The 22,645-nt window shown below is 37.6% G+C and carries 17 protein-coding genes; 12 read left to right on the top strand and 5 right to left on the bottom strand.

Annotated features, from left to right (window positions below; all coding sequences use genetic code 11):
• Window positions 1–96: 96 nt before the first annotated feature.
• The gene (locus acsn021_RS21790) at window positions 97–1,275 is read left to right on the top strand and encodes a glycoside hydrolase family 130 protein (protein ID WP_184092195.1); all 1,179 of its coding nucleotides are present in this window, start codon (window positions 97–99) and stop codon (window positions 1,273–1,275) included.
• A gap of 158 nt (window positions 1,276–1,433) precedes the next feature.
• On the opposite strand, the gene acsn021_RS21785 is transcribed toward acsn021_RS21790, so the two are convergent.
• From acsn021_RS21785 to trhA, 3 genes are all read right to left on the bottom strand, one after another.
• Window positions 1,434–1,979: an NADH peroxidase gene (locus acsn021_RS21785; RefSeq protein WP_184092193.1), complete on the bottom strand. Its 546-nt coding sequence runs from the start codon at window positions 1,977–1,979 to the stop codon at window positions 1,434–1,436.
• 270 nt (window positions 1,980–2,249) lie between these two features.
• Window positions 2,250–2,645 carry a Fur family transcriptional regulator gene (locus tag acsn021_RS21780; RefSeq protein WP_184092191.1) on the bottom strand — a complete coding sequence of 132 codons (396 nt, stop codon included), beginning with the start codon at window positions 2,643–2,645 and terminating at the stop codon, window positions 2,250–2,252.
• 161 nt (window positions 2,646–2,806) lie between these two features.
• Window positions 2,807–3,478, bottom strand: coding sequence for a PAQR family membrane homeostasis protein TrhA (gene trhA, locus acsn021_RS21775; RefSeq protein ID WP_184092189.1), 672 nt, complete (start codon window positions 3,476–3,478; stop codon window positions 2,807–2,809).
• A 399-nt stretch (window positions 3,479–3,877) separates the two neighbouring features.
• Here trhA and acsn021_RS21770 point away from each other — a divergent pair, with 399 nt between their 5' ends.
• Window positions 3,878–4,063, top strand: coding sequence for a DUF951 domain-containing protein (locus acsn021_RS21770; RefSeq protein ID WP_184092187.1), 186 nt, complete (start codon window positions 3,878–3,880; stop codon window positions 4,061–4,063).
• A 253-nt stretch (window positions 4,064–4,316) separates the two neighbouring features.
• On the opposite strand, the gene acsn021_RS21765 is transcribed toward acsn021_RS21770, so the two are convergent.
• Entirely contained in the window at window positions 4,317–5,186 is an 870-nt protein-coding gene (locus acsn021_RS21765; protein WP_184092185.1) for an ROK family protein, read from the bottom strand.
• Window positions 5,187–5,509: 323 nt separating this feature from the next.
• Between acsn021_RS21765 and acsn021_RS21760 the strand changes: the two genes are divergently transcribed.
• The 7 genes from acsn021_RS21760 (at window position 5,510) to acsn021_RS21730 (ending at window position 16,348) form a co-directional block, all read left to right on the top strand.
• Complete coding sequence (locus tag acsn021_RS21760; RefSeq protein ID WP_184092183.1) at window positions 5,510–6,982, top strand: alpha-N-arabinofuranosidase; 1,473 nt, start codon at window positions 5,510–5,512, stop codon at window positions 6,980–6,982.
• 19 nt (window positions 6,983–7,001) lie between these two features.
• On the top strand, window positions 7,002–7,271 hold the full coding sequence (locus acsn021_RS21755) for a DUF6171 family protein (protein ID WP_184092181.1): 270 nt from the start codon (window positions 7,002–7,004) through the stop codon (window positions 7,269–7,271).
• 602 nt (window positions 7,272–7,873) lie between these two features.
• On the top strand, window positions 7,874–8,818 hold the full coding sequence (locus acsn021_RS21750; RefSeq protein WP_184092179.1) for an ABC transporter permease: 945 nt from the start codon (window positions 7,874–7,876) through the stop codon (window positions 8,816–8,818).
• Window positions 8,818–9,699: a carbohydrate ABC transporter permease gene (locus acsn021_RS21745; RefSeq protein ID WP_184092177.1), complete on the top strand. Its 882-nt coding sequence runs from the start codon at window positions 8,818–8,820 to the stop codon at window positions 9,697–9,699. Before acsn021_RS21750 ends, acsn021_RS21745 begins: the two co-directional genes overlap by 1 nt.
• A gap of 75 nt (window positions 9,700–9,774) precedes the next feature.
• Window positions 9,775–11,373, top strand: a complete 1,599-nt coding sequence (locus acsn021_RS21740; protein ID WP_184092175.1) for an extracellular solute-binding protein — start codon at window positions 9,775–9,777, stop codon at window positions 11,371–11,373.
• A 152-nt stretch (window positions 11,374–11,525) separates the two neighbouring features.
• On the top strand, window positions 11,526–14,705 hold the full coding sequence (locus tag acsn021_RS21735) for an alpha-mannosidase (protein WP_184092173.1): 3,180 nt from the start codon (window positions 11,526–11,528) through the stop codon (window positions 14,703–14,705).
• Window positions 14,706–14,719: 14 nt separating this feature from the next.
• On the top strand, window positions 14,720–16,348 hold the full coding sequence (locus acsn021_RS21730) for a CehA/McbA family metallohydrolase (RefSeq protein WP_184092171.1): 1,629 nt from the start codon (window positions 14,720–14,722) through the stop codon (window positions 16,346–16,348).
• Window positions 16,349–16,400: 52 nt separating this feature from the next.
• Here acsn021_RS21730 and acsn021_RS21725 read toward each other — a convergent pair whose 3' ends face one another.
• Window positions 16,401–17,315 (bottom strand): AraC family transcriptional regulator, encoded by a 915-nt coding sequence (locus tag acsn021_RS21725; protein ID WP_184092169.1) that lies wholly within the window; start codon window positions 17,313–17,315, stop codon window positions 16,401–16,403.
• A 346-nt stretch (window positions 17,316–17,661) separates the two neighbouring features.
• Between acsn021_RS21725 and acsn021_RS21720 the strand changes: the two genes are divergently transcribed.
• From acsn021_RS21720 to acsn021_RS21710, 3 genes are all read left to right on the top strand, one after another.
• A complete protein-coding gene (locus acsn021_RS21720) occupies window positions 17,662–20,118 on the top strand; it encodes a hypothetical protein (protein WP_184092167.1) in 2,457 nt (818 codons plus the stop codon).
• The gene (gene bglB, locus acsn021_RS21715) at window positions 20,111–21,208 is read left to right on the top strand and encodes a beta-galactosidase BglB (protein WP_184092165.1); all 1,098 of its coding nucleotides are present in this window, start codon (window positions 20,111–20,113) and stop codon (window positions 21,206–21,208) included. Before acsn021_RS21720 ends, bglB begins: the two co-directional genes overlap by 8 nt.
• A 233-nt stretch (window positions 21,209–21,441) precedes the next feature.
• Complete coding sequence (locus acsn021_RS21710; protein WP_184092163.1) at window positions 21,442–22,599, top strand: MFS transporter; 1,158 nt, start codon at window positions 21,442–21,444, stop codon at window positions 22,597–22,599.
• Window positions 22,600–22,645 lie beyond the last annotated feature (46 nt).

Below are 22,645 nucleotides of genomic sequence, written 5' to 3'. Positions count from 1 at the left end.
GCCTGAAGCGCTTTTTAACATCTTGATTTGTTAGTGTGCAAGGTGCAGACAGCACGAGAGCTATAGGCTCTTTCACACAGATTGGAGTTACTATAGATGCATCCACAATACTATATTTTACAAGAAAAATATCAGCAATTGATTCATAAAAAAAATGAAGTAAGTTCCTTTTATAACGGTATTTTTAATCGTTATGTGAATCCGGTATTAACCAGAGACCATATTCCCGTGTTCTGGAAATATGATCTTAATGAGAATACAAATCCATATTTTATGGAACGGTTGGGAGTCAATGCAGTGTTTAATTCCGGCGCCATTGAACTGGATGGTAAATACTATTTGGTGGCCAGAATTGAAGGCAATGACCGCAAGTCCTTCTTTGGTGTTGCCTGTAGCAACAGTCCTACGGAGGGATTTGAATTCTGGGATTATCCCATGCTTCTTCCAGATACCAACAAAGAGGAAACCAATGTTTATGATATGAGACTTACAAAGCATGAAGACGGATATATATATGGCGTATTTTGTTCGGAAAGCAAGGACACTAACAGCAATGACTTGTCTGCTGCAAAGGCTGAGGCGGGTATTGTTAGGACAAAGGATTTAAAAAACTGGGAACGGCTTAAGAATTTAAAGACGTTACATTCTCCTCAGCAGAGAAATGTTGTTCTTCACCCGGAATTCGTTAACGGTAAATATGCATTTTATACTAGACCCATGGATGATTTTATTAATACAGGTTCAGGGGGCGGCATTGGCTTTGGTACCTGTGAAGACATTACCAATGCGGTAATACAGGAAGAAATTATAACAAGTGAAAGAAAGTATCACACCATAACCGAAGCAAAAAACGGAGCGGGTGCTGTTCCTATTAAAACGGAGAAGGGCTGGCTTCATATAGCTCATGGGGTACGAAATACAGCCGCTGGTTTACGATATGTTATCTATGTATTTGCAACGGATTTAAAAGAGCCTTCCAAAGTTATTGCAGAACCTTCAGGATTTTTAATTGCTCCGTTAGGCAGCGAAAGGCTTGGTGATGTATCCAATGTAGCTTTTACCAATGGTGCTATTGTAAATGAGAACGGGGAGGTTTATATTTATTATGCCTCTAGTGATACAAGACTTCATGTGGCTGCCACAACCATTGATAAGCTTCTTGATTATACCTTTAACACACCAAAGGATCCATTGCGCTCAGTTGAATGTGTACAGCAAAGATGTGACTTTATTACCAAAAATATAGAGATAATTAAGGAAAAGCGGAAAAATTGACTTTTCTTGTTTAACAGGTTTTATGAACTGGAACTTTAATCTATTGCATAACTTAGAAAAAACGAAACAGCCGCAGTATAACAAGCATACTGCGGCCGTATTTATAAGGATGAACCTATTGAGAATGACAAATACTTATGTTAAGGTATACTATATAATTATTTACCGAAATATCTTTCTAATAAGCCTTGGAATGCTTTTCCATGTCTAGCTTCGTCTTTAGCCATTTCATGTACAGTATCATGGATAGCATCAAGATCAGCAGCTTTTGCACGTTTTGCTAAGTCAAATTTACCAGCAGTAGCACCATTTTCAGCAGCAACTCTTAGTTCTAAGTTTTTCTTAGTACTTGTTGTTACTACTTCGCCAAGTAATTCTGCGAATTTAGCAGCATGTTCAGCTTCTTCATAAGCAGCTTTTTCATAGTATAATCCGATTTCAGGATATCCTTCTCTGTGAGCAACTCTTGCCATTGCAAGGTACATACCAACTTCGCTGCATTCTCCAGTGAAGTTATCTCTCAGGTCTTTAATAATGTCTTCGCTAACGCCCTGTGCGATACCAACTACGTGTTCAGTAGCCCAGCCGATTTCACCTGTTTGTTCAGTGAATTTAGAAGCAGCAGCTTTACAGATTGGACATTGATCCGGAGCGGAATCTCCTTCATGAACATGACCACATACTTGACACACAAATTTTTTCATATACTTATTCTCCTTTAAAATTAATTTATTTTTTAATAATAGTAACGATTACTGTTATTATATTATAACAAGAGCAGAGATTTGTCAATACCTTTTTCTTTCTTTTTTCATTTTCTAAGAAATACTGAAAAAATATCTTATATATTCTTATATATAAAGAAAAGGATTAACATAAGGTCTGCCGGATAGGGGACAAGGCTTTATATTAATCCTTTATTTTTTTGTCTAAAGCTCAGTGGTTATATCATACTTCCTTAATAGGACAGTAGTTTAGGATTTAGGAATGCAATTTGAGCATTTCCCATAAAAGAAAGTTGAATTGCCTTCAATCCGGCCATTAAAATGACTGCCGGCGGCCTGATTCAATCTTTTAATTACTTCGGGAGCAATATCCAAATCTTCTACACAGGAGCATTCCGTACATACAAAATGATAGTGAGGTAAAGTATTGCCATCAAAACGATCAGAACCGGTACCATGGGAAAGCTTAATGATTTCACCTTGTTCCGCTAACAGATTCAGATTGCGATATACCGTACCTAAGCTGATATTTGGATATATATTTCGTATGTGCATATATACCATATCGGCAGTAGGATGCTCTTTTGTATTAGCCAGGTATTCTTTAATAGATTCCCGTTGACGGCTGAATTTTATAGTAGCCATAACTCACCTCCAATAATAATAATCATTATTAATATTATCATATGTATAAATTCCTGTCAAGGTGAATCTCTGTTCCTGAACGCAAGTATCAGCCTGCTAAAAGTCTGTATATTACTTTAGTTAGCAGGCTGATACAATATGACTGGTTATTGGTGGAAAGATTATAAAGGCATATTTACTATGAACTCATACATTAACACAAAGTGGCAGAAGCTTCCTCCCAAGCAGAAAAGATGAAATATTTCATGGGAACCGAAATTTTTATGCATGTTGTTAAAAATAGGGAGTTTCAAGGCGTAGATTACTCCGCCTATGGTATATATAATACCTCCTGCCAGCAGCCAGTTAAAGGCAGCAGGTGATAGGGCATTTAACAGCGGTGAGAAGGCTAGAACACAGGTCCAGCCCATAATAATGTAGATAACGGAGGATACCCACTTCGGGCAATAGACCCAGAAGGCCTTCAATGCCATTCCAAGTAAAGCCATACCCCAGATAAGTGCCAATAAGCCATAACCAACAGGCCCGTTTAAAACGATGAGGCATACCGGCGTATACGTACCGGCAATAAGTATAAATATCATCATATGATCAAATTTTTTCAGGCGGCGGTTAATCTTGTCAGATAAATCAAAGGTATGATATACTGTACTTGCTGTATATAATAATATCATACTAAGAGCAAATATTCCTAAGGATATGAAGTGTACTACATCCGGTGCTTTTGCTGCTTTGATTAAAAGTGGAAGTGCTGCAAAGGCTGCCATTAGAGTTCCGATAAAATGAGTAATAGCACTTCCGGGGTCTTTTGCTTTCATTAATTTTTTAGACATGAGTATCCTTCCTTTCATAAATTAAATTTTGATAATTAAGAAATGCTACCTCTAAGAAGGTTATTCAAAGAAAATAGTACAATTACTTAAAAATAAAGTTAGTTTGTTTTACGTATTGATTATGGGAAGCGGTTACATAAAGATAGTATTCTTCAAACCTTAAAAACTATACCACTTGGTTTGATGAGTTGCAATAAGTAGTTTTCAATACTACATATAATATATTCATATACTATATCATGTGGCAATAAAATGCAAGAGGAAATTTATATTTTGATAAAATATAATCAAAAGAAGTAAAGTTAAAGCAGAGGCTTCTTTTTGTACTGGTTTAAAAATGCAATGAACTAGACATTAAAATAGGATTTATTAGAATTACTAAGCAGGAGGAGACATGCAATGGATATACAAGTAGGAGATGTTGTAAAACTTAAAAAACAGCACCCTTGCGGCAGCTTTTTATGGGAAGTTCTTCGTGTAGGGATGGATTTCAGACTTAAATGCCAAGGCTGCGGACATCAGATAATGCTTCCAAGGAAGCAGGTAGAAAAAAGTATTCGACAGATTCTTAAAAAAGAAGAGTAATGTAAAAACGTCGGAAGCAGGCGGAGCTGCGCTATTTAGATTGTATTATATTAAGAAGCCCTATGATTTTTCTTCACTTACCGATTTCAAGACTTTTTGCCAGTTGTTTATGCAAAGTTCTACATACGTTGTATGTTGTTTGCACACAACTGGCACATGTCTTTCAGAGTGAATAATAGGAAAATCATAGAGCTTCTTCTAGTGTTCATTTTGTTTTATATCAGTTTCATTTTCTAATAAGAGAAATACGAGTTTATCGTAATTCTAATTTGGCAAGTTGGATACAACCCATAATACCCTGATTATCCTTTAAAGCCGCTGGTACAATATAAGTGTCGATATCCTCAATCTGAGGAGTCTTTATATATCCGTTTAATAAATCTTTTACCTGGGTTCTGATAAGTGGGAATAATTGTTCCTGGTGCATTACACCACCACCTAATACAATTCGGTGAGGAGAAAGGGTAAGAATATATCCAACAAGAGCTTGTGCAATATAATATGCTTCCAGTTCCCATACCTTAGTATTATCTTTTAAATCAATTGCCTTTTTACCCCAACGTTTTTCAATAGCTGGTCCCGCAGCCAGACTTTCCAGACAGTTAGGGTGGTAGGGACAGGAACCAGCAAATGTATCCTCAGGGTGCCGGCTCAAAAGCACGTGACCGGCTTCCGGATGCAGCATGCCATGAAGCGGTGCCCCGTTTTGAAATACGCCAACCCCAACGCCTGTACCTATGGTTATGTAGATACTTGTAGGAAGCCCTTTTGTACTGCCCCATGTAGCTTCTCCGAGAGCAGAGCCATTCACATCCGTATCAAAACCGATGGGAACTTGCAAGGCCTTTTTTATTGTTCCCACCAAATCATAGTTAGCCCATGCCAATTTAGGAGTAGAAGTGATATAACCATAAGTGTCTGAATTCTTATCAAGATCAATTGGACCAAAGGAACCAATACCAAGGGCGGTTATCTCCTTATCTTTAAAATAGTCTATAATTCTAGGAATTGTTACCTCAGGACTTTCCGTAGGGATAGACACCTGTTCATAAATCTCACCGTTTTCGTTACCTGTGGCCATTACCATTTTGGTACCGCCAGCTTCTAATGCGCCGAATAACATGTTATAAACCTCCATTATTATAGATAATTACAAAATGTCATCTTTATAAGTGGTTATTCAAAGACTGCTTGCAATTACCTAAGTCATCAATAGTAATTGTCCCTATTTTAACTCAACAAGGGAAAAAAATATAGTACATTTTTAGCTTTTCTTTCTAAATAAACTTGCTTTTAATGCTTTAGTATAATCTTAAGTATTTACATTTTTATGAAATAAAGAGTTTTTAACATTGACATTTTCCGGTAAATAGAGTACAATAGTGCATATTTATATGAAGTTAAAATACTTTAGGGAATTATAAAACAATGGGTTGGAGGTATCTTATGACTAGACTTGTGGTAAATGCAAGTAACAAAAAATCAAAGATTCATAAAGAAGTTTACGGACATTTTTCAGAACATCTTGGTAGATGCATCTATGAGGGACTCTATGTTGGGGAGGATTCCAAAATTCCAAATAAAAAAGGAATGAGGACGGATGTAGTAGAAGCATTAAAAGAAATGAAACTTCCTATGCTTCGATGGCCTGGGGGCTGTTTTGCAGATGAGTATCACTGGAAGGATGGTATCGGCCCGAAGGAAAGCAGAAAGAGAATGATTAATACGCATTGGGGCGGCGTTTTAGAAGACAACAGTTTTGGTACCCATGAGTTTATGGAACTGTGTGAGCAGATAGGCTGTGAACCATATATCAACGGTAATTTAGGAAGCGGTACCGTGCAGGAGATGTCTGAGTGGGTGGAATACCTGACCTTTGATGGTGTATCTCCAATGGCAGATCTAAGAGCAAAGAACGGTAGAAAAGAACCTTGGAAGGTTAAATTCTTCGGAGTAGGTAATGAGAACTGGGGCTGCGGCGGTAACATGACACCGGAGCATTATGCAAATGAGTACAGAAGGTACCAAACCTATTGCAGAAATTACGGAGAGAACAGGCTATATAAGGTAGCCGGGGGACCTAATGTGGATGACTATAATTGGTGTGATACTGTAATGCGCATTGCTCACCGTCATATGGATGCTCTTTCTCTGCATGCGTATACGTTTGAGAATAACTGGGATGATAAAGGTGCGGCAACAGGATTTAGTGAAAAAGGCTGGTACAAGACTTTAAAGAACGCGCTTTATATGGACGAACTGGTTACAAAGCACTCTAAAATTATGGATAGATATGATCCGGGAAAAAGAATTGCCTTGGCTGTAGATGAATGGGGCTGTTGGTTTAATGTTGAACCAGGTACAAACCCAGGCTTTTTGTATCAGCAAAGTACTATGAGAGATGCACTGGTAGCAGGTGTTACTTTAAATATATTTAATAAGCACAGTGATCGTGTGCGTATTGCTAACATAGCACAGCTTGTGAATGTGCTGCAATCTGTTATTTTAACGGAAGGGGAGAAAATGCTTCTTACCCCGACATATCATGTATTTAACATGTATAAATGCCATCAGGAAGCGACTCTTGTAGACAGCTTTGTGGAAACTAAGGAAATTGGTGACTTGGATGCTAAGGTAATGAACCTTCAGGAATCCGCTTCTATTGGAGAAGACGGCAAATTACATATAACCATTAATAACCTTTCTGTAACAGAAGGTTATGACGTAAGCGGTGTTCTGGTGGATTGGGATATTAAGTCCGTAAAAGCAGAAATCCTTACCAATGATATGGGTGCTCATAATACCTTTGACAATCCAGATGTAGTTCACGTAGAAGAATTTAAAGACTTTAAGGCGACGGATAAGGGAATTGATTTTAATATTCCTCCTTGTAGTGTCCTTCATTTTGAAGTAGAATAACAATAGGAAAACAGAGAAAATGACGGAGACTGAGTCAAGCAGGGGCTATTGCCGGAAATGTCTGTTAAAAGACATGCCGGAAGAGGCTTACTTTAAAAGTTTATATGAATATATTGCACATCTAGATAAAGATATTAAAGCTGAACCGAAGGAATATAAGAGAAGACTTGATTTATGCCAAACTTGTGAGAATCTTTTAAACGGAATGTGCAGAATCTGTGGCTGTTTTGTTGAGCTTCGGGCAGTTGTAGAGAAAAACTACTGTCCTCATTCGGATAAATACTGGTAATTCCATGTAAATACCAGTATGATCTTTTCATACATTTAAAAATAAAAAAGAAGGTTACCTCGAGGTAATCTTCTTTTTTTCGTCCAAGTGTTAAGCAGGTTGACCGTAAAAACGTATAATAAAGGTCTATTTATATATAATATGAATCGTATAAACTTTCAATAATTTAACAATGTGCCTAATAACAGAAAGGGAATCACTGATAAACCTGTATAATATTAAGGGCAATAAGCAATAAATGCGAGTTATATTTCAAAAAATGACAAAATAGGCGTAGTTTTTGCAATTCGTATTTGTTACCATAATACACATAGAAACGCAATGATATGCTATAAAAAAACTGGTTATTATATATATAAAATTTTATCAGGGAAATGCTGAAAGCGAATCGTCGAAAAAGATAAGCATCCAATGGGAGCAGTGTGAATTCTTAAAATCATAAATTCTACACTTTTATATTTGTGAAGTAATTATGACTTCATGACTGATAGGTTGAAAGAAAAAATAAGTACAGAAAGGAATGCCACGAAACAGTTCTTACAACCATATTTAATTGTGGCAATAACACATTCTGACAGGTGTGTTAGACAAGGGTGCAAAATATGAGCAAGACATTAAAGGATCAAAAAAAAGCATCGTCTAAGATAAATAGTCTGGGTAAACAAATCTGGAAATATAAAGCACTTTATCTTATGTTGGTTTTACCCTTTTTACAGTTGATACTTTTTAAGTATAAACCGATGTTAGGCACGGTAGTAGCTTTTAAAAAGTATAATATTTTTAAGGGAATGTGGGATAGTCCCTGGGTAGGCTTTACATACTTTAAAGAAGCGTTTGCCTCTACCACGTTTTGGACTGCTGTTAAGAATACGTTAGTTCTGAATATTGGTGATTTGATTGTCGGTTTTCCCATTCCTATTTTTCTGGCAATACTCTTATATGAAGTGAGTAGTAAAAAGGTTCGTTCCATAACACAGCTGGTAACTTATCTGCCTCACTTTTTATCCTGGGTTATCATTGGAGGTATTATCACGCAGGTATTTTCCAGTGCAGGAATGGTAAATACCTTATTAAAGAATCTGGGCTTATCCCAGATAGACTTCTTAAGCAATCCGCAAAGCTGGAGAATTGTATACTGGATTAGCGGAATCTGGCAGGGTGCTGGTTACAGCTTGATTATATATCTGGCAGCGCTAACTGGTGTTGATACCAGTCTTTACGAAGCTTCTTATCTTGACGGCGCTGGAAGATGGAGACGTATCTGGCATATTACTATTCCGCAGATTAGACCAACTATAACAACAATGTTAATTATGAGTCTTGGTAAGGTAATGGCTATCAGTTTTGACAGACCGTACATGCTTGGCAATGCTTTAGTAAAGGATACATCTGAGGTTATCAGCACATATGTGTATTCAGTAGGTTTGGGTGCTGGCCGTTTCGATTTTGCAGCAGCGATAGGCTTATTCCAGTCGATAATAGGTGTAATTATGATTCTTTCAGTTAATAAAATTGTGAAAAAGCTTGGAGAGGAAGGTATTTTATAATGTCTGTTTATGAATCAAAAACAAATAAAAAAGCAAATCTCTTTCAGCTCTTTTTAAATATATTCTTTATCGGAATTGTATTAATAACTATCATACCTTTGTTGAATGTACTCTCTGTTTCTTTAAGCTCAAAAAGTGCAATTGCAACGGGAGAAGTAGGAATATTTCCGGTAGGATTTAATTTGGATGCTTATGCGAAGGTTTTCTCTAACGCAAGCTTTATGAGATCCTTCTTTTATTCCATACTGTTAACCGCAGGACATACTTTACTGGCTATGTTTCTTACGATACTGGCAGCGTATCCTTTGTCCAAAAAGGAACTTCCAGGCAGGGCACTTTTAATGGGTCTGATTGTGGTTACGATGTATTTTGACCCAGGTATTATCCCTCACTACTTAAATATTAAGAGTTTGAATCTATTAGATACGGTATGGGCCATTGCAATTCCTGGAGCTTTGAGTGCTTATAACCTGGTTATATTAAGAACTTTTTTCTCAGGAATTGATAATTCGTTATATGAGGCGGCGTATATGGACGGTTGTTCTGAATTAAAGTCCATGATTAATATTGCCATACCTCTTGCAAAACCATCCATTGCTACCTTAAGTTTATTTTATGCGGTAAACAGATGGAACGGTGTCAGTGACGTTATGTATTACATTAACAATTCAAATCTACAGACGGTACAGTTACGGTTAAAACAATTAATGGATTCCATCGTTATCTCCCAACAGGAAATAGTAGATGCTGCAATCCAGTTAACACCGGAAAATATTAAGAATGCAAGCATTGTATTTTCCATGGTTCCGATGCTGATTGCTTATCCCTTTATCCAGAGGTTCTTTACAAAAGGAATGATGGTTGGTGCGGTAAAAGGGTAAGGAACGTATCTTACGGTAATATGCACATGGGGTGCTGTTACATAAATAAGCTATATAATAAAAAGGAGGAAATTTATGAAAAAACAAATTGCCAAAATAGTAAGTCTTTTAATAATTGTGGTTATGGTCTTCACCGGCTGCTCAAAGGGCAGCGGTAATAAAAGTGGAGATGAAAACAAGACACCGGAAACAGGAACGGATAATAATTCGACAGAAGCACCGTTAGATTTAAAAGTTATGGTATGGGACAGGGGAGATGCAGCACCTGGAACCACAATAGAAGAAAATGCACTTACTGAATGGATAAAAGAACAAATTTTAGCTGATATTAATGTTAATGTCACATTCCAGGCAGTATCCAGAGCGACAACAGATGACAATATTCAGATGATGATGGCTGGTGGTACAGCTCCTGATATCATCTTAACCTATGACAGAACTATCTTTGGAAGCTTTGCAGTTGATGGTGGTCTGACAGACCTTTCTGATGCAATTACAAAGTATGGTGATGTAATTAATACAGAGCTTGCTTCTATCTTAGACGTAGGTAAAATTGATGGAGTACAGTACGCTATTCCGGCAAAGAGACAGTGGCAGAAAGTCAGACACATAGGTATGATTCGTAAAGACTGGTTAGATGCACTTGGCTTAGAAGTACCTAAGACAAAAGAAGAATTAATTGCCGCTTTATATGCCTTTAAAGAGCAGGATCCCGGTAAGCTTGGTGACAAATTAGTCCCTTGGGCTATGAGTGGAGATACTTCTTCTGAAAAAATGTACTTAAACTTTGTAGCATCTTATGCTGAACCTTCCACAGAAGAAGATACGTATGTCTATTCTGAATGGACAAAAGCATTAGACACTGGTGCTGAGGAAGGCTTTAAAGTATTAAATAAGCTTTATAATGATGGAATTATCTCCAAAGATTTTGCAGTAGATACAGACAGCAGTATCTATCAGCAGGCAATTAGCAATGGACAGGCAGGTTTCTTTTTAGACGATGCACAACGTCCTATGGCATGGATTACAACAGCGCAGGAATTAAATCCGGAAGTGGAATATGTAGCTATCAATGCTTTTGAAGACAGCCTCGGTGCATATGTTAACCCTGCGAACCCTTTATATGGTGCATACATTATGGTACCTAAGGCAAGTGAGGCAAAAGTAGAAGCTGCCGTTAAATACATTAACTGGATGGCAAATCCTGAAAATGCAATCAAAGTATATTATACACCGGATTACCAGGCAGATGAAAATGGTATACCTGTAACACTAACAGAAGATGAAAAATACTCTAAAGGATATCCTTTAACACCGGCTGACTTTTGTATCGCAACACAATACTGGGCGTATTATAATGATCCGGCAACAATTGTTAAAAGTTTAAAAACTTCATATCCTACTTTTAGTGAAGAGTACTTAACTGACTTATACACACAGATAACTACCGGTATGACTGATACACCGGTTATACAACAGATATTAGAAGAAGAATCCGTATATAGTTCCAATGTAAAATCTTCTACAATTATCTATGCTTACAACTTGATTAGTGCAGCGCCTGGAACTTTTGATGAAATTCAGAAAACTAAATATGCAGAATTAGTACAGGCTGGTTTGGATAAGATTTTGGAAGCCAGAGCGAACTACTATAAGGACAATGTAGCAAAATAAGTGACTTTATGAAAATAATGGATAGAGGCGGTATATAGACATATACTGCCTCTATTGCTATATAACAGACTGGTGTGCTGCTACATTGATACGGACATCGATGTGCCGCGGTCTCATTAGTTAGTTCAGGAGATAATGCGCAGGAGGCATGTATGGACTTTGAATTAGGAAAGATAAACCGACTGTTAAAGGACTTAAAAATATATATTTCTAAAAAAAGTGAATCCATAAATCAGTACAAAGTAAAGGAAGGCAGAGAAGATGGCGGGGAAAGGGCAGATACGACCTGTTGGGAGGAGTATGAGACTGGAAATCTGTGGGGCGGTTATGACTGCCATATGTGGTTTCGTACAACTTTAATCATACCGAAGTCCTTTGCAGGGGAACATGTGGTATACCGCATTGGTACCGGTCATGAAGAGGGCTGGGATATAGCAAACCCTCAATTTTTATGCTATGTTGACGGAAAAATCAGACAAGGTTTGGATGTCAACCACAGGGATATTCTTCTTGCAAAAAGTGCAGTGCCTGGTACAGTTTATGAAATTGCACTGCTAGGTTACAGCGGTCTAAACCGGGAAAAAGTGTATCTAAAATCGGAGCTTGCGGTCCTTGACCTTGCAATAGAGGATTTTTATTATAACTTAAAAAATCTCTTTCGGACTGCCTGTGTTCTTGAAAAAGACAATACAGACCGTGTTAAAATTATGGAGGATATGAAGACCGGTATCAACCTGCTGGATTTAAGGAAAATATATTCCAGAGAATTCTATGAAGGTCTTCATAGAGCCAACACCTTTTTAAAAGGCAGGTACTACAGCAATAGCTGTGAAGAGGGGCCTGTTGTTACCACCATAGGCCATACCCATATTGATGTAGCATGGCTTTGGAGTGTTGAGCAGACCAAAGAAAAAGTGGTACGTAGTTTTTCAACGGTTCTAAATTACATGGACCAGTATCCCGAATACAAATTTATGTCAAGTCAGCCGCAGCTTTATGCGTTTCTTAAAGAAAAAGAGCCTGAACTCTATAAAAGAGTAAAAGATAGGATACGAGAAGGCAGGTGGGAGATTGATGGCGGTATGTGGTTAGAGGCAGATTGCAATATTCCCTCAGGTGAATCCTTAGTAAGACAGTTTTTATACGGCGCGAAGTTTATTAAAGAGGAGTTTGGTAAAAAATCAAAAACTCTGTGGCTTCCGGATGTATTCGGATATTCAGCAGCACTTCCCCAGATTTTGAAAAAATGTGGTATTACATATTTTTTCACAACAAAGCTCGACTGGAATCAATACAATAAGATGCCCCATGATACTTTTTTATGGAAAGGAATAGATGGCTCGGAAGTATTAACCCAGCTTGTTACTACTACAGGGCATGTGACGTTTGATAAGGAGATATTGGCTAGAAAAAATCCATATCAGCAGACAACTTATAATGGACGTCTAGAAAGTAATCAGGTACTTGGTAACTGGAGTAGATATCAGGATAAGCAATTATGTGAAGAGACATTGCACCCCTTTGGATTCGGTGATGGAGGGGGAGGCCCTACGGAAGAACAGCTTAAGAATTACAGCCGCTTAAAATACGGATTACCCGGAATTCCAAGGGTTTCCATGGACTTTCAGAGTAACTATTTTGACAGGCTTAATGCGTGTGTTACAAATCGAGCAGATATAGCAAAATGGTCTGGTGAGCTTTATTTTGAGTGTCACAGAGGAACTTATACTTCTATGGCAAAAAATAAGCGGTTTAACCGGAGGGCAGAAACCATGTATATGGATTTAGAATTCTTATCAGTTCTGGCAGAGAGCTATGGTGATGCCTATCCGTCCGTGGAGCTGGAGCGAGGCTGGAAGCAGATTCTGTTAAACCAGTTCCATGATATTATACCCGGAACAAGTATAGAAGCAGTATATCAGCAGACAGATATAGATTACAAGAATCTTCTTAAAAAGGGTTCTGAACTGATTGAAAATAAGTTAAAGTATATTAGTTCAAAGCTTGCCATAAAGAAAGAGGGGGTGTTAATCTTTAATACCCTATCCTTTCATAGAGAGGACCGGATACAATTTACTCCATCATCGGCTTATAAAGATGAAATAAGTAGTCTAACAGATGCATATGGGAACCGTTATGCATGCCAAAAGCTGCCTGACTCTAAGGAGTATATCTGCCAGGTGGCAGGAATTCCTGGCAAGGGCTTTAAGGTACTATATTTGGATTCTTATAAGCCGGACATGGAAGCGGAAATAAAAACGGCAAAGAAACGGTTTGAAGCGGAGCGGGTAATTGAGACAGACTTTTATCTGGTGGTTTTTGATGAAGAGTACCATCTTGTATCCCTATGGGATAAAAAGGCGGATAGAGAGGTAATAAAGCCCGGATATAAAGGAAATGTGCTGGAGATTTATGAAGACCGCCCCATGGACTTTGAAAATTGGGATATTGATATTTACCACCGGGATAAACTCTATATCATAAACCAGTTCAATGAAGCCGTTATCACAGAATGGGGGCCAGTTCGTATCGGTATACAGATAACCAGAACGTATTTTGATTCTGTTATAAAACAGCATATCTTTTTATACCCTTATAGCCGAAGAATAGACTTTCACACAGAAATAGACTGGCATGAACAGCAGGTGCTCTTAAAGGTTCTATTTCCTGTGGACATCCATGCGGATAAGGCATCTTATGACATCCAGTATGGAAATGTGGAAAGAAATACGCATGAAAATACATCCTGGGATATGGCCAAATTTGAGGTGTGTGCCCACAAATGGGCGGATATATCTGAGTATGGATACGGTGTGAGCCTGTTAAATGACTGTAAGTATGGTCATGATATAAAAGATGGTAATATGCGACTTACCCTAATTAAATGTGGGCAGTATCCCAACAAAAATGCGGATCAGGGCTTTCATGAATTCACCTATTCACTGTATCCCCATATGGGCGGCTGGCGGGAAGGCAATACCCAGTTAGAGGCATATTCATTAAATACGCCTTTATATGCCAGATGGCAGTCTCCTCAAGAAGGTGATAAAGGTACAGAGGTATCTTTATTTTCTGTAAAACAGGATAATTGTATGATAGAGGTTGTGAAAAAATCGGAGGATGGCAAGGGATATATTCTAAGATTATATGAATATAAAAACCGTAGAACCAGAATAGCCATCAGTTCAAGACTTACCCTTCATAAAGTATATCTTTGCAATCTGTTAGAAGAAAAGGAAACAGAACTACTAACAGAGGAGGATGCTTTTTACGCAGATATTAAACCCTATGAAATACTTACCTTTTATATTGAGGCAGGAAGCGCTGATTAGGAAAGGAGAAAAAGATGAAGCTTAAAAAATTTTTGTCTACCGCAGTTGATTGTATTAGAGGTATGGAAGTATCGGATGAGGTTTTTTTGAATGAGCTTGAACCGAACCAGCTCTGCTGTAATTTAGAAGAACTGACAGGTGCCTTGAATGAAAGAGGGTATCGACTGCCGGAATCTGAAAACAGAAAAAAGGTACCTATAACGGTGGAGGTATGCAATGAAACCGGAAAAGGAATGGTAGCACAGGTTAAATTTTATCCGTTACCGGAGGGTATGAATCAAAATAATTTTTCTTTTAATACAGGTGATTTGACCTTCTATAGAAGCTACACCAACACAGAGGGAAAAACCAGTGAAGAAGTTCCTGCCGGCAGATACTTAGTAGAGGTTTCTAAGGGTTCAGAGTATGAAATCTTGACAAAAGAAATAATAGCTTTAGAGGAGGAACCCGCTTGCCATCGTTTTTATATAAGACGCTTTATTAATCTATCAGAGGAGGGCTGGTATGCAGGAGATTTGCATCATCATAGTGTATACAGCAGCAGACTTCATGGGGGGACTGACCCGGTGGTAGAATCACCGGAGGAGGTGGCTCATTCCATGCAGGCTATGGGACTTACCTTTGGTGCCTTAAGTGATCACCATAATGTAAAGAATCATGGGGAGTGGAGAAAGCAGGAAACGGCTGACTTTACACCCATTATCTCCAAGGAGATATCCACATCTAACGGACATGTTTTGTCACTTGGAGTAGAGGAGGATATTATCTATCGGATTCCGAAAGAAGAAGAGCGAGCGGAGGAGTATTTAAGAGAGGAATTCTATAGCATTACCAACCGGATTAAAGAACTATCCGGATTACCTCAATTAAATCATCCAAGAGACCGTCAGAAGGCAATATCCTGGAATCCCAAGTTTCACGATATGATAAATATTTTCGAAACCATAGAAATATGGAATGGTTCCAACCCTATGGTGCCAGGAAGTACTAATTGGGAGGCATATGGATTATGGAAGGAATTGCTTACGGAAGGCAGATTCATTCCCGCTACCACCGGCAGCGACACGCATAATATAAAAGCAGATGATTACGTAGAATATTTTAGGCAGATAACCTGGCTTGTTGGCATAGTAAGGGATTATAGGGGGGAGTTCTGCAAGGAACTTTTAAAAAAGGCAGATCCCCTTATTTTATTATATGATAAGGTTATGCCGATTTTAGAAAAGTGGGCCAAAACCACCTTAACCAGCGGCTGTGTCAGAACTTATACAAAGGTGAATGGTACAAGAACATCCAAGTACTTATTAGCAAGTCTAAAAAAGGGTCACAGCTTCTTAACGAATGGGCCGATTCTACTGCCAACCATAGAAGGAAAAGGTCCGGGAGAAACAGTGCATAAAGAGGAGAAAGAACTTGAGGTCTTAATAAGGCTGTTGGCAAACCGTCCTTTAAAAAGGCTTATAATCCATCAGTCAGGGGGCAGAACAGAGACAATAGTACTGGAAAATATAAATCAGATAAAAGGATTCTATGATTACAGCCGGGTAGTTACCATTCAGGTGCAGGATAAAGATTGGGTTTATTTTGAAGCCTATGAGGATTGTACCAATCTGGCAATTACCAATCCTATTTTTATTGCATAGGTAGATATGGCAACCCCTTATGGGTATTTCTTTGGGGTTTGCCGATACCTGGTTATTCTGAGCGGGCATAGGATAGCATGGCCTTGCCGCCTTTATTGGATTTAAATTTAGAGGGTGATGTATTACAGTACTTATTAAATGTTCTGTTAAACTGTGAAAAACTAGAGAAACCGCAGGCATCAGATATTTCGGTTATTTTCATATCCGTTGATAATAAAAGCTGCTGGGCATTGCGAATTCTTGTCATCTGAATGTAACTGTTTAGAGTAAAACCAGTTATTTTTTTAAACTGATGTGACAGGTAATAGGTGCTGATATAAAAGTACTTTGCAAGAAACTCTAAGGATAAATCCTCTGTATAATGTTCATGGATATAAGAGGTAATGGAGTATATTTTACTGGTCAGGTTATCCTTGGAAGAATGTACAACATACACGTTTTGTTCCCGGTTTTGATATATTTTAGTAAGAAATTCCACAAACTTGGTATGGATTAACAGGTTACCGATGGAACTTTTTGTCTTTGTGAGGCGGAATATATCATTTAGAATTTCAAATATTTCGGTTTTGTATTTTCCTTCAAAGCGATAGATAGGAATAGGCTTATCAAAGATTGACAATAGGGTCCTGTAATCCTCTGCTATCCCAGGTACATCCATAGGAAAGGTAAAGTTTATAATGATGCGTTTTTTTGCGGATCCATGTGGGTACTGGGTTTTGTGAAGTAAGGATGGCCTAAGAGCTACGATATCACCGAATTGAAGGTCATAAATATCACCTTCAATCAGATGGTCTGCGGCGTTATCTAAAAGTATACACAGCTCATAGAACTGATGAAAATGCTGGAATTCCATATTTATATTGTAGGAACGCTCATCATAATCAATAAAATAATAAAAGGGGTTGCCCTGCTCATTAATTTCGGTAATATGTTCTCTTTCGTATAAAACTAAGTCATTAAGCAGCATAAAAATACCTCGTAATTTTCTAGTAAGCCAGGATGAGATACCTGAGTAAAGTGTTTTGTCAGTGTCTGAAACAAGGATAGTTGTGTTTTCGACATTTTTTGCATAATCAATTTTATTATAGTCAGAAAAAGCAAAAAATGCAATAAAAAAAGCAAAATAAACAAATTTTGTATAGATTATCTTTGTTCGAATTGATATACTGAATCAAAGTAAAGGATAATAAACCATGTCAAATCAATAAATGCCATTTAAAAGCATATATGAGCTGGCAATGGCAATAAAATAAATGATAAAGAACAAATAAATTTTCTGTAAAAAAATATGCTTTCCCAAAGGAGATGTTGTTGTGAATCAATTAAAATACGCCATCGGTTATGACGAATCCATCAGCAGATGGTGGATTACAGATATGAAGCGAGAACCTTTTGCATCACCTTATAAAACCTTTGAAGCGGATGTTAATCTGGAGGAGGGTTATGTTCAGATTGTTTACCCTGTCCGAGAAGAGTTTCTAAAGGTTAATAAGATAGAAAATGTTTCCTATTATAACGGAAGCTATGACAGAGTATTTTTTCCCTTTGAAAATAATAGGATAGATTTTACAACCTTTATTCATACACCACATTATATTTGGACAAATGCGAAAACACATATTTTTGTGGAAAAGGCAGGAAAGTATCCTTTTGAATTATACACCTGTGGCGGAATGAAAATCTGGGTAAATCAGAAGGAAGTAGAATGCTTTACCCCTTACACCAGAAACATTCCCGGCAAAAAGACCATAGAGCTTGCTCTGAAACAAGGACTTAATGAAATAGCAGTTTATGCAGACGAACTGGCAGAAAGAGATGTCTTTTTCTACTTTGAGATGCGTTATAAGGGAGGAACTCCTATCTTTGGCGTTATTGAACTGGAAGAAAGGGCCGAACTGGTTTTACAGACAGAAAGATTTTTAAAGAGCTGTTATTTTGAAAAGGATGGTTACCGGGAAGGGAATCTAATTCTACAGTATGACAAAAGCCTGTTAAAGAATGAAGTTACCCTGTATTTAACCGATGATAAGGGAAAGGGTATTGGCAAACACAACGACGTATTAACCGGAACAGCGTATACGGATAAATCAGAGATTGATTTCGGACCCGTTACAGGCCTTAAGGTTGGAGCATACAAGGTGTTAGTGAAGGCAATGGCGGGCAGGTATCCCATAGCAAGAGATTTAAGAATCTCCGTAATGCCAAAGGACTTTATTCCTTTTCACCCGGGAAAAACGGTGGAAGAGAGAAAACAGCAGGCACTTTCCTTTATCAGTGATTATGGTGCAGATGTGATAATAACTACCATGGCTATTCTTGAAACAAAGAAGAAATGGACAAAAGAAGCGGATATATATTTTAGAAATAGTTTCATGAAGATTTCTAAAAAAGAAGACTGCTCTGACTTTTACCTTGCAGCGATGATGATGCTGGCAAAAAGATACAGAGAATATATTAGTGATGAGTTATATGAAGAAATCCATCAATTGGTTCTTGGCTTCCGTTATTGGATTGATGAGCCGGGTAATGATGTTATGTGGTATTTTAGTGAAAATCATGCCATGCTGTTCCATCTGGCTCAATATCTGGGCGGCGGATTATATCCGGATGATACCTTTACCGTTAGCGGACGAAAAGGTAAAGAACAATATGCGATTGGTAAAAAGCGCCTTATGGACTGGTTTCATACCTTCTTTCAATACGGATATGCAGAATGGAATTCTGCTACTTATATTCCCGTAGATTTAATCGGATTTTTTGTCCTGTATGAAATGGCACCGGATAAAGATATGAAAGATATCGCTAAAAAGGCTCTAGACTATACCTTCCGTATTATTAGCTATAACATGTTTGAAGGTGTTATGAGTTCTAGTTATGGACGGGCATATGAAGAAACTCTCAAAGCAAGGGAGCAGATTGAACCTAATTTTTTGGAATGGGTTACAACAGGTGTAGGTCACCTTACGCTAAATTCAAGAGCTGTGACCTTATACTGCTTATCCGATTATCTGCCTCCGAACTTTTCAGAAGATACAAAAGTACAGCCAAGAGGCTGGATAAGCGCGGAACTTGATCAGGGAATTAACAGGGTTAAGACCTATTATTATAAGACGAGTCAGTATTTTATGGCTTCTGTTAAAGGATATAAGGCATTTGAACATGGGCACCAACAACATCTGATGAATATTGCTTTCGGGAAAAATTCTGCCCAGTTTTTTATTAACCATCCGGGAGAGAGACCATACAGCGGAGGAAATCGTCCGGCATACTGGTCCGGCAATGGAACCAACCCTTATATAGAACAGTACAAAAATCTTATGATACTTTTGTTCCATATTGATGAAAACGAGCTGGTACACTATATCCATGGCTATACGCCAATGTATGATTATGAAGCGTTTAAAATAGAAGGAAGCTGGTTATTTTTACGAAACGGTGATGCCTACATGGGAACTTATTTCAATAACGGTTATCAGCTTGTAACAGAGGGAGCCAATACCGGTAAAGAAGTTATATCCCTAGGCCTAAATCATTGTGTAATTATAAAGGGAGGCTCAAGGGAAGAGTTTATAAGCTTCGAAAACTTTTGTGAGACATTAAAACACACAAATATTAGTTATGACGGAAATCTTTCGGTAACAGTTAATGATATACAATACGGGGAAGTAAAAGTAAAAGCTCTGCGTGAGTTGTACGTAGAAAATGAAAGAATAGAATACTGCCATAAACCAGAGATAGAAATTAAGAAAGGGATTTTATCACATGCTTAAGGACACAAATGTAAAAATACAAGAGAATCTTGACCGGTTAGTAAAAAGTTTTCAGAAAGTTTTATATGAAGATGATACAATTTTTCTGGAAAATATGAAGGATAAAAACCTAGCCGGTGACGATATCTCCAAATACCAATTCTGGGAATGGACACAGGGTGTAGGCCTGTATGGATTATGGAAGCTGTTTGAGCAGACAAAGAACCAGGAATATCTTAATATACTTTTAAAATATTACAAAGAACGGATTGAAACCGGACTGCCTTCTAAGAATATCAATACCTGTGCACCCATGCTGGCTTTATCCTACGTAGCGGAACATACAGAAAATGAAGAATTCTTAAAGCTGTGTCAGGAATGGGCAGAGTGGATTATGACAGGACTTCCAAAGACAAAGGAAGGCGGTTTCCAGCATATCACATCCGATACCTTAAATGAACAGGAACTTTGGGATGATACGTTAGTTATGACAGTGCTCTTTTTAGCAAACTACGGAAGAATAACGAATAACAAAACATACATTGAAGAAGCAAAATATCAGTTTTTAATACATATTAAATATTTAACTGATAAAAATACGGGTTTATGGTATCACGGATGGACCTTTAATGGCAATCACAACTTTACAAAGGCACTTTGGGGAAGAGGAAATTGCTGGGCAACGATAGCAATACCAGAGTTTTTGAACATGATACCTTGTGAAACAAGCTTTCGGAAATTCCTGACAGCAGCACTTACCTTCCAAATTGAAGGCTTGGCTAAATACCAGGAAGAAAACGGTATGTGGCATACCCTAATTGATGATTCTGATTCCTATGTAGAAACGAGTGCAACTTGCGGTTTTGCATACGGTATATTGCGTTCCGTGCATTTAGGATTGGTGGATAAATCCTATGAAGCCTGTGCCTTAAAGGCATTAGAACCGGTGTTAGGTTACATAACAGAGGATGGAATCGTAAACCAGGTTTCCTATGGAACGGCTATGGGAAGAGACACTAAGCAGTTCTATAAAGACATTGAAATAAAATCTATGCCTTATGGACAGGCATTAGCAATTTTATTTCTTATGGAAACCCAAGTTGCTAAATAGGTGAAAGCGTCTTCACTATCGTACTTAATATGAGGCTGAAATAAGAAATTTTAACTGCTGTAAAAATTTATCTGTGAAGATATTTATATTTTTGCAGCAGTTTCTTATATGCTTGTTTTAAGGTGTAAAGAAAAACATTATCATCGATTGAATTAAAGTCCACTAAAGCGGACAGCGGGTATAAAGTTTAAAGAGTATAAAAATTTATATGAAAAGAAAGTCCGGTAAGAATCATGAAGAAAAAGAGTATTCTGTTTATAAGTTTTATGGTCATAATGATTGTCATGGGTGCCAGTGACAGCTTAAGAGGTGTGTTCTCGCTGGTATTTGAACAGCATTTTGCATTATCAACTTTTGAAGTATCTTTAATCGTCACCATAAGCTATATAGGCAATTTAGTATTTTTATTTTTTGGAGGCTCCTTTGTAGACCGTTACAATAAGAAAAAAGTATTTTTAACAGTGTTGCTTCTCTGGATGTGCGGCGCATTGCTGTTCGTGTTAACAGATAATTTTTATCTATTGTTATTTGGGATGTTTTTATGTATGGGTACCTCAACCTTAATTAACACCACTATAAATATATTGGTTCCGGTGGTATTTGCAGCCTCTCCCGGTTTAATTGTAAATGTATTGTTCTTCGTACAGGGAATCGGAACCAGTACAAGCCAGAATGTGGCGGGACGCTTTGCTACAGGCTTTAGTGTCTGGAAGTGGGTGAATACTATCTTATTACTGCTTGCAGTACTTGGAATGATACTGCTTTGTCACTCTGAGATTCCGGATGTGAAAAAAGAAGAAAAAGAAAAGGTATCCTTAAAAAGTATTTTAAATCAGCCGGCTTTTATATTTCTTATCGTAATTTTTGGTTTTTACTTTATAGCTGAGCATGGAATCTTAAACTGGCTGGTGTTGTATGGTACGAAAGAATTAAAGCTGTCTACAAAAGGAGCAGCAGGATACTTGTCTGTTTTCTTTGGGGGAATTACGGTTGGTCGCTTGATTTTTGCTCCTGTAGTGCAAAAGTTAGGTCCTAAGAATAGCATACTGGTTTTCGGGAATATCGGAATGGTTTTCTATGCTCTTGGTATAGTTTTAGGGGGCAGAGCCATCGCACTTTTAAGTATTTCAGGCTTAAGTATTTCTATTGTTTATCCGACCCTCCTGCTCTTAATACAGAATTATTTTAAAAAGGACAGGGCAGCAACAGCTACGGGTGTAATCATCAGTGTAGCAACCATTTTTGACATTGTTTTTAATATGGTATTTGGAAGTTTAACTGATAAAATTGGCTTGAAATATTCTTTTTATATTCTGCCGGTTAGTATAATTGGTTTTAGTATAATCTATTTTCTATTTACCAGAACTGTAAAGGAAACGGCAAACGAATAAAAGCTTCTAAGGATAAATAAAAATAGGGCTTTTGACACCCTAATCC

This window comes from Anaerocolumna cellulosilytica (genome assembly GCF_014218335.1).
GTDB classification, from domain to species: Bacteria; Bacillota; Clostridia; order Lachnospirales; family Lachnospiraceae; genus Anaerocolumna; species Anaerocolumna cellulosilytica.
The sequence above is the reverse complement of the archived record's forward strand: the minus strand, read 5'-3'. Positions and strand labels throughout refer to the sequence as shown.

What these genes read in the sequence shown, in the direction of transcription:
- acsn021_RS21790 (WP_184092195.1), top strand. Translation starts at nt 97, where the DNA reads ATGCATCCACAATACTATATTTTACAAGAAAAATATCAGCAATTGATT.
- acsn021_RS21785 (WP_184092193.1), bottom strand. Translation starts at nt 1,979, where the DNA reads ATGAAAAAATTTGTGTGTCAAGTATGTGGTCATGTTCATGAAGGAGAT.
- acsn021_RS21780 (WP_184092191.1), bottom strand. Translation starts at nt 2,645, where the DNA reads ATGGCTACTATAAAATTCAGCCGTCAACGGGAATCTATTAAAGAATAC.
- trhA (WP_184092189.1), bottom strand. Translation starts at nt 3,478, where the DNA reads ATGTCTAAAAAATTAATGAAAGCAAAAGACCCCGGAAGTGCTATTACT.
- acsn021_RS21770 (WP_184092187.1), top strand. Translation starts at nt 3,878, where the DNA reads ATGGATATACAAGTAGGAGATGTTGTAAAACTTAAAAAACAGCACCCT.
- acsn021_RS21765 (WP_184092185.1), bottom strand. Translation starts at nt 5,186, where the DNA reads ATGTTATTCGGCGCATTAGAAGCTGGCGGTACCAAAATGGTAATGGCC.
- acsn021_RS21760 (WP_184092183.1), top strand. Translation starts at nt 5,510, where the DNA reads ATGACTAGACTTGTGGTAAATGCAAGTAACAAAAAATCAAAGATTCAT.
- acsn021_RS21755 (WP_184092181.1), top strand. Translation starts at nt 7,002, where the DNA reads ATGACGGAGACTGAGTCAAGCAGGGGCTATTGCCGGAAATGTCTGTTA.
- acsn021_RS21750 (WP_184092179.1), top strand. Translation starts at nt 7,874, where the DNA reads ATGAGCAAGACATTAAAGGATCAAAAAAAAGCATCGTCTAAGATAAAT.
- acsn021_RS21745 (WP_184092177.1), top strand. Translation starts at nt 8,818, where the DNA reads ATGTCTGTTTATGAATCAAAAACAAATAAAAAAGCAAATCTCTTTCAG.
- acsn021_RS21740 (WP_184092175.1), top strand. Translation starts at nt 9,775, where the DNA reads ATGAAAAAACAAATTGCCAAAATAGTAAGTCTTTTAATAATTGTGGTT.
- acsn021_RS21735 (WP_184092173.1), top strand. Translation starts at nt 11,526, where the DNA reads ATGGACTTTGAATTAGGAAAGATAAACCGACTGTTAAAGGACTTAAAA.
- acsn021_RS21730 (WP_184092171.1), top strand. Translation starts at nt 14,720, where the DNA reads ATGAAGCTTAAAAAATTTTTGTCTACCGCAGTTGATTGTATTAGAGGT.
- acsn021_RS21725 (WP_184092169.1), bottom strand. Translation starts at nt 17,315, where the DNA reads ATGCTGCTTAATGACTTAGTTTTATACGAAAGAGAACATATTACCGAA.
- bglB (WP_184092165.1), top strand. Translation starts at nt 20,111, where the DNA reads ATGCTTAAGGACACAAATGTAAAAATACAAGAGAATCTTGACCGGTTA.
- acsn021_RS21710 (WP_184092163.1), top strand. Translation starts at nt 21,442, where the DNA reads ATGAAGAAAAAGAGTATTCTGTTTATAAGTTTTATGGTCATAATGATT.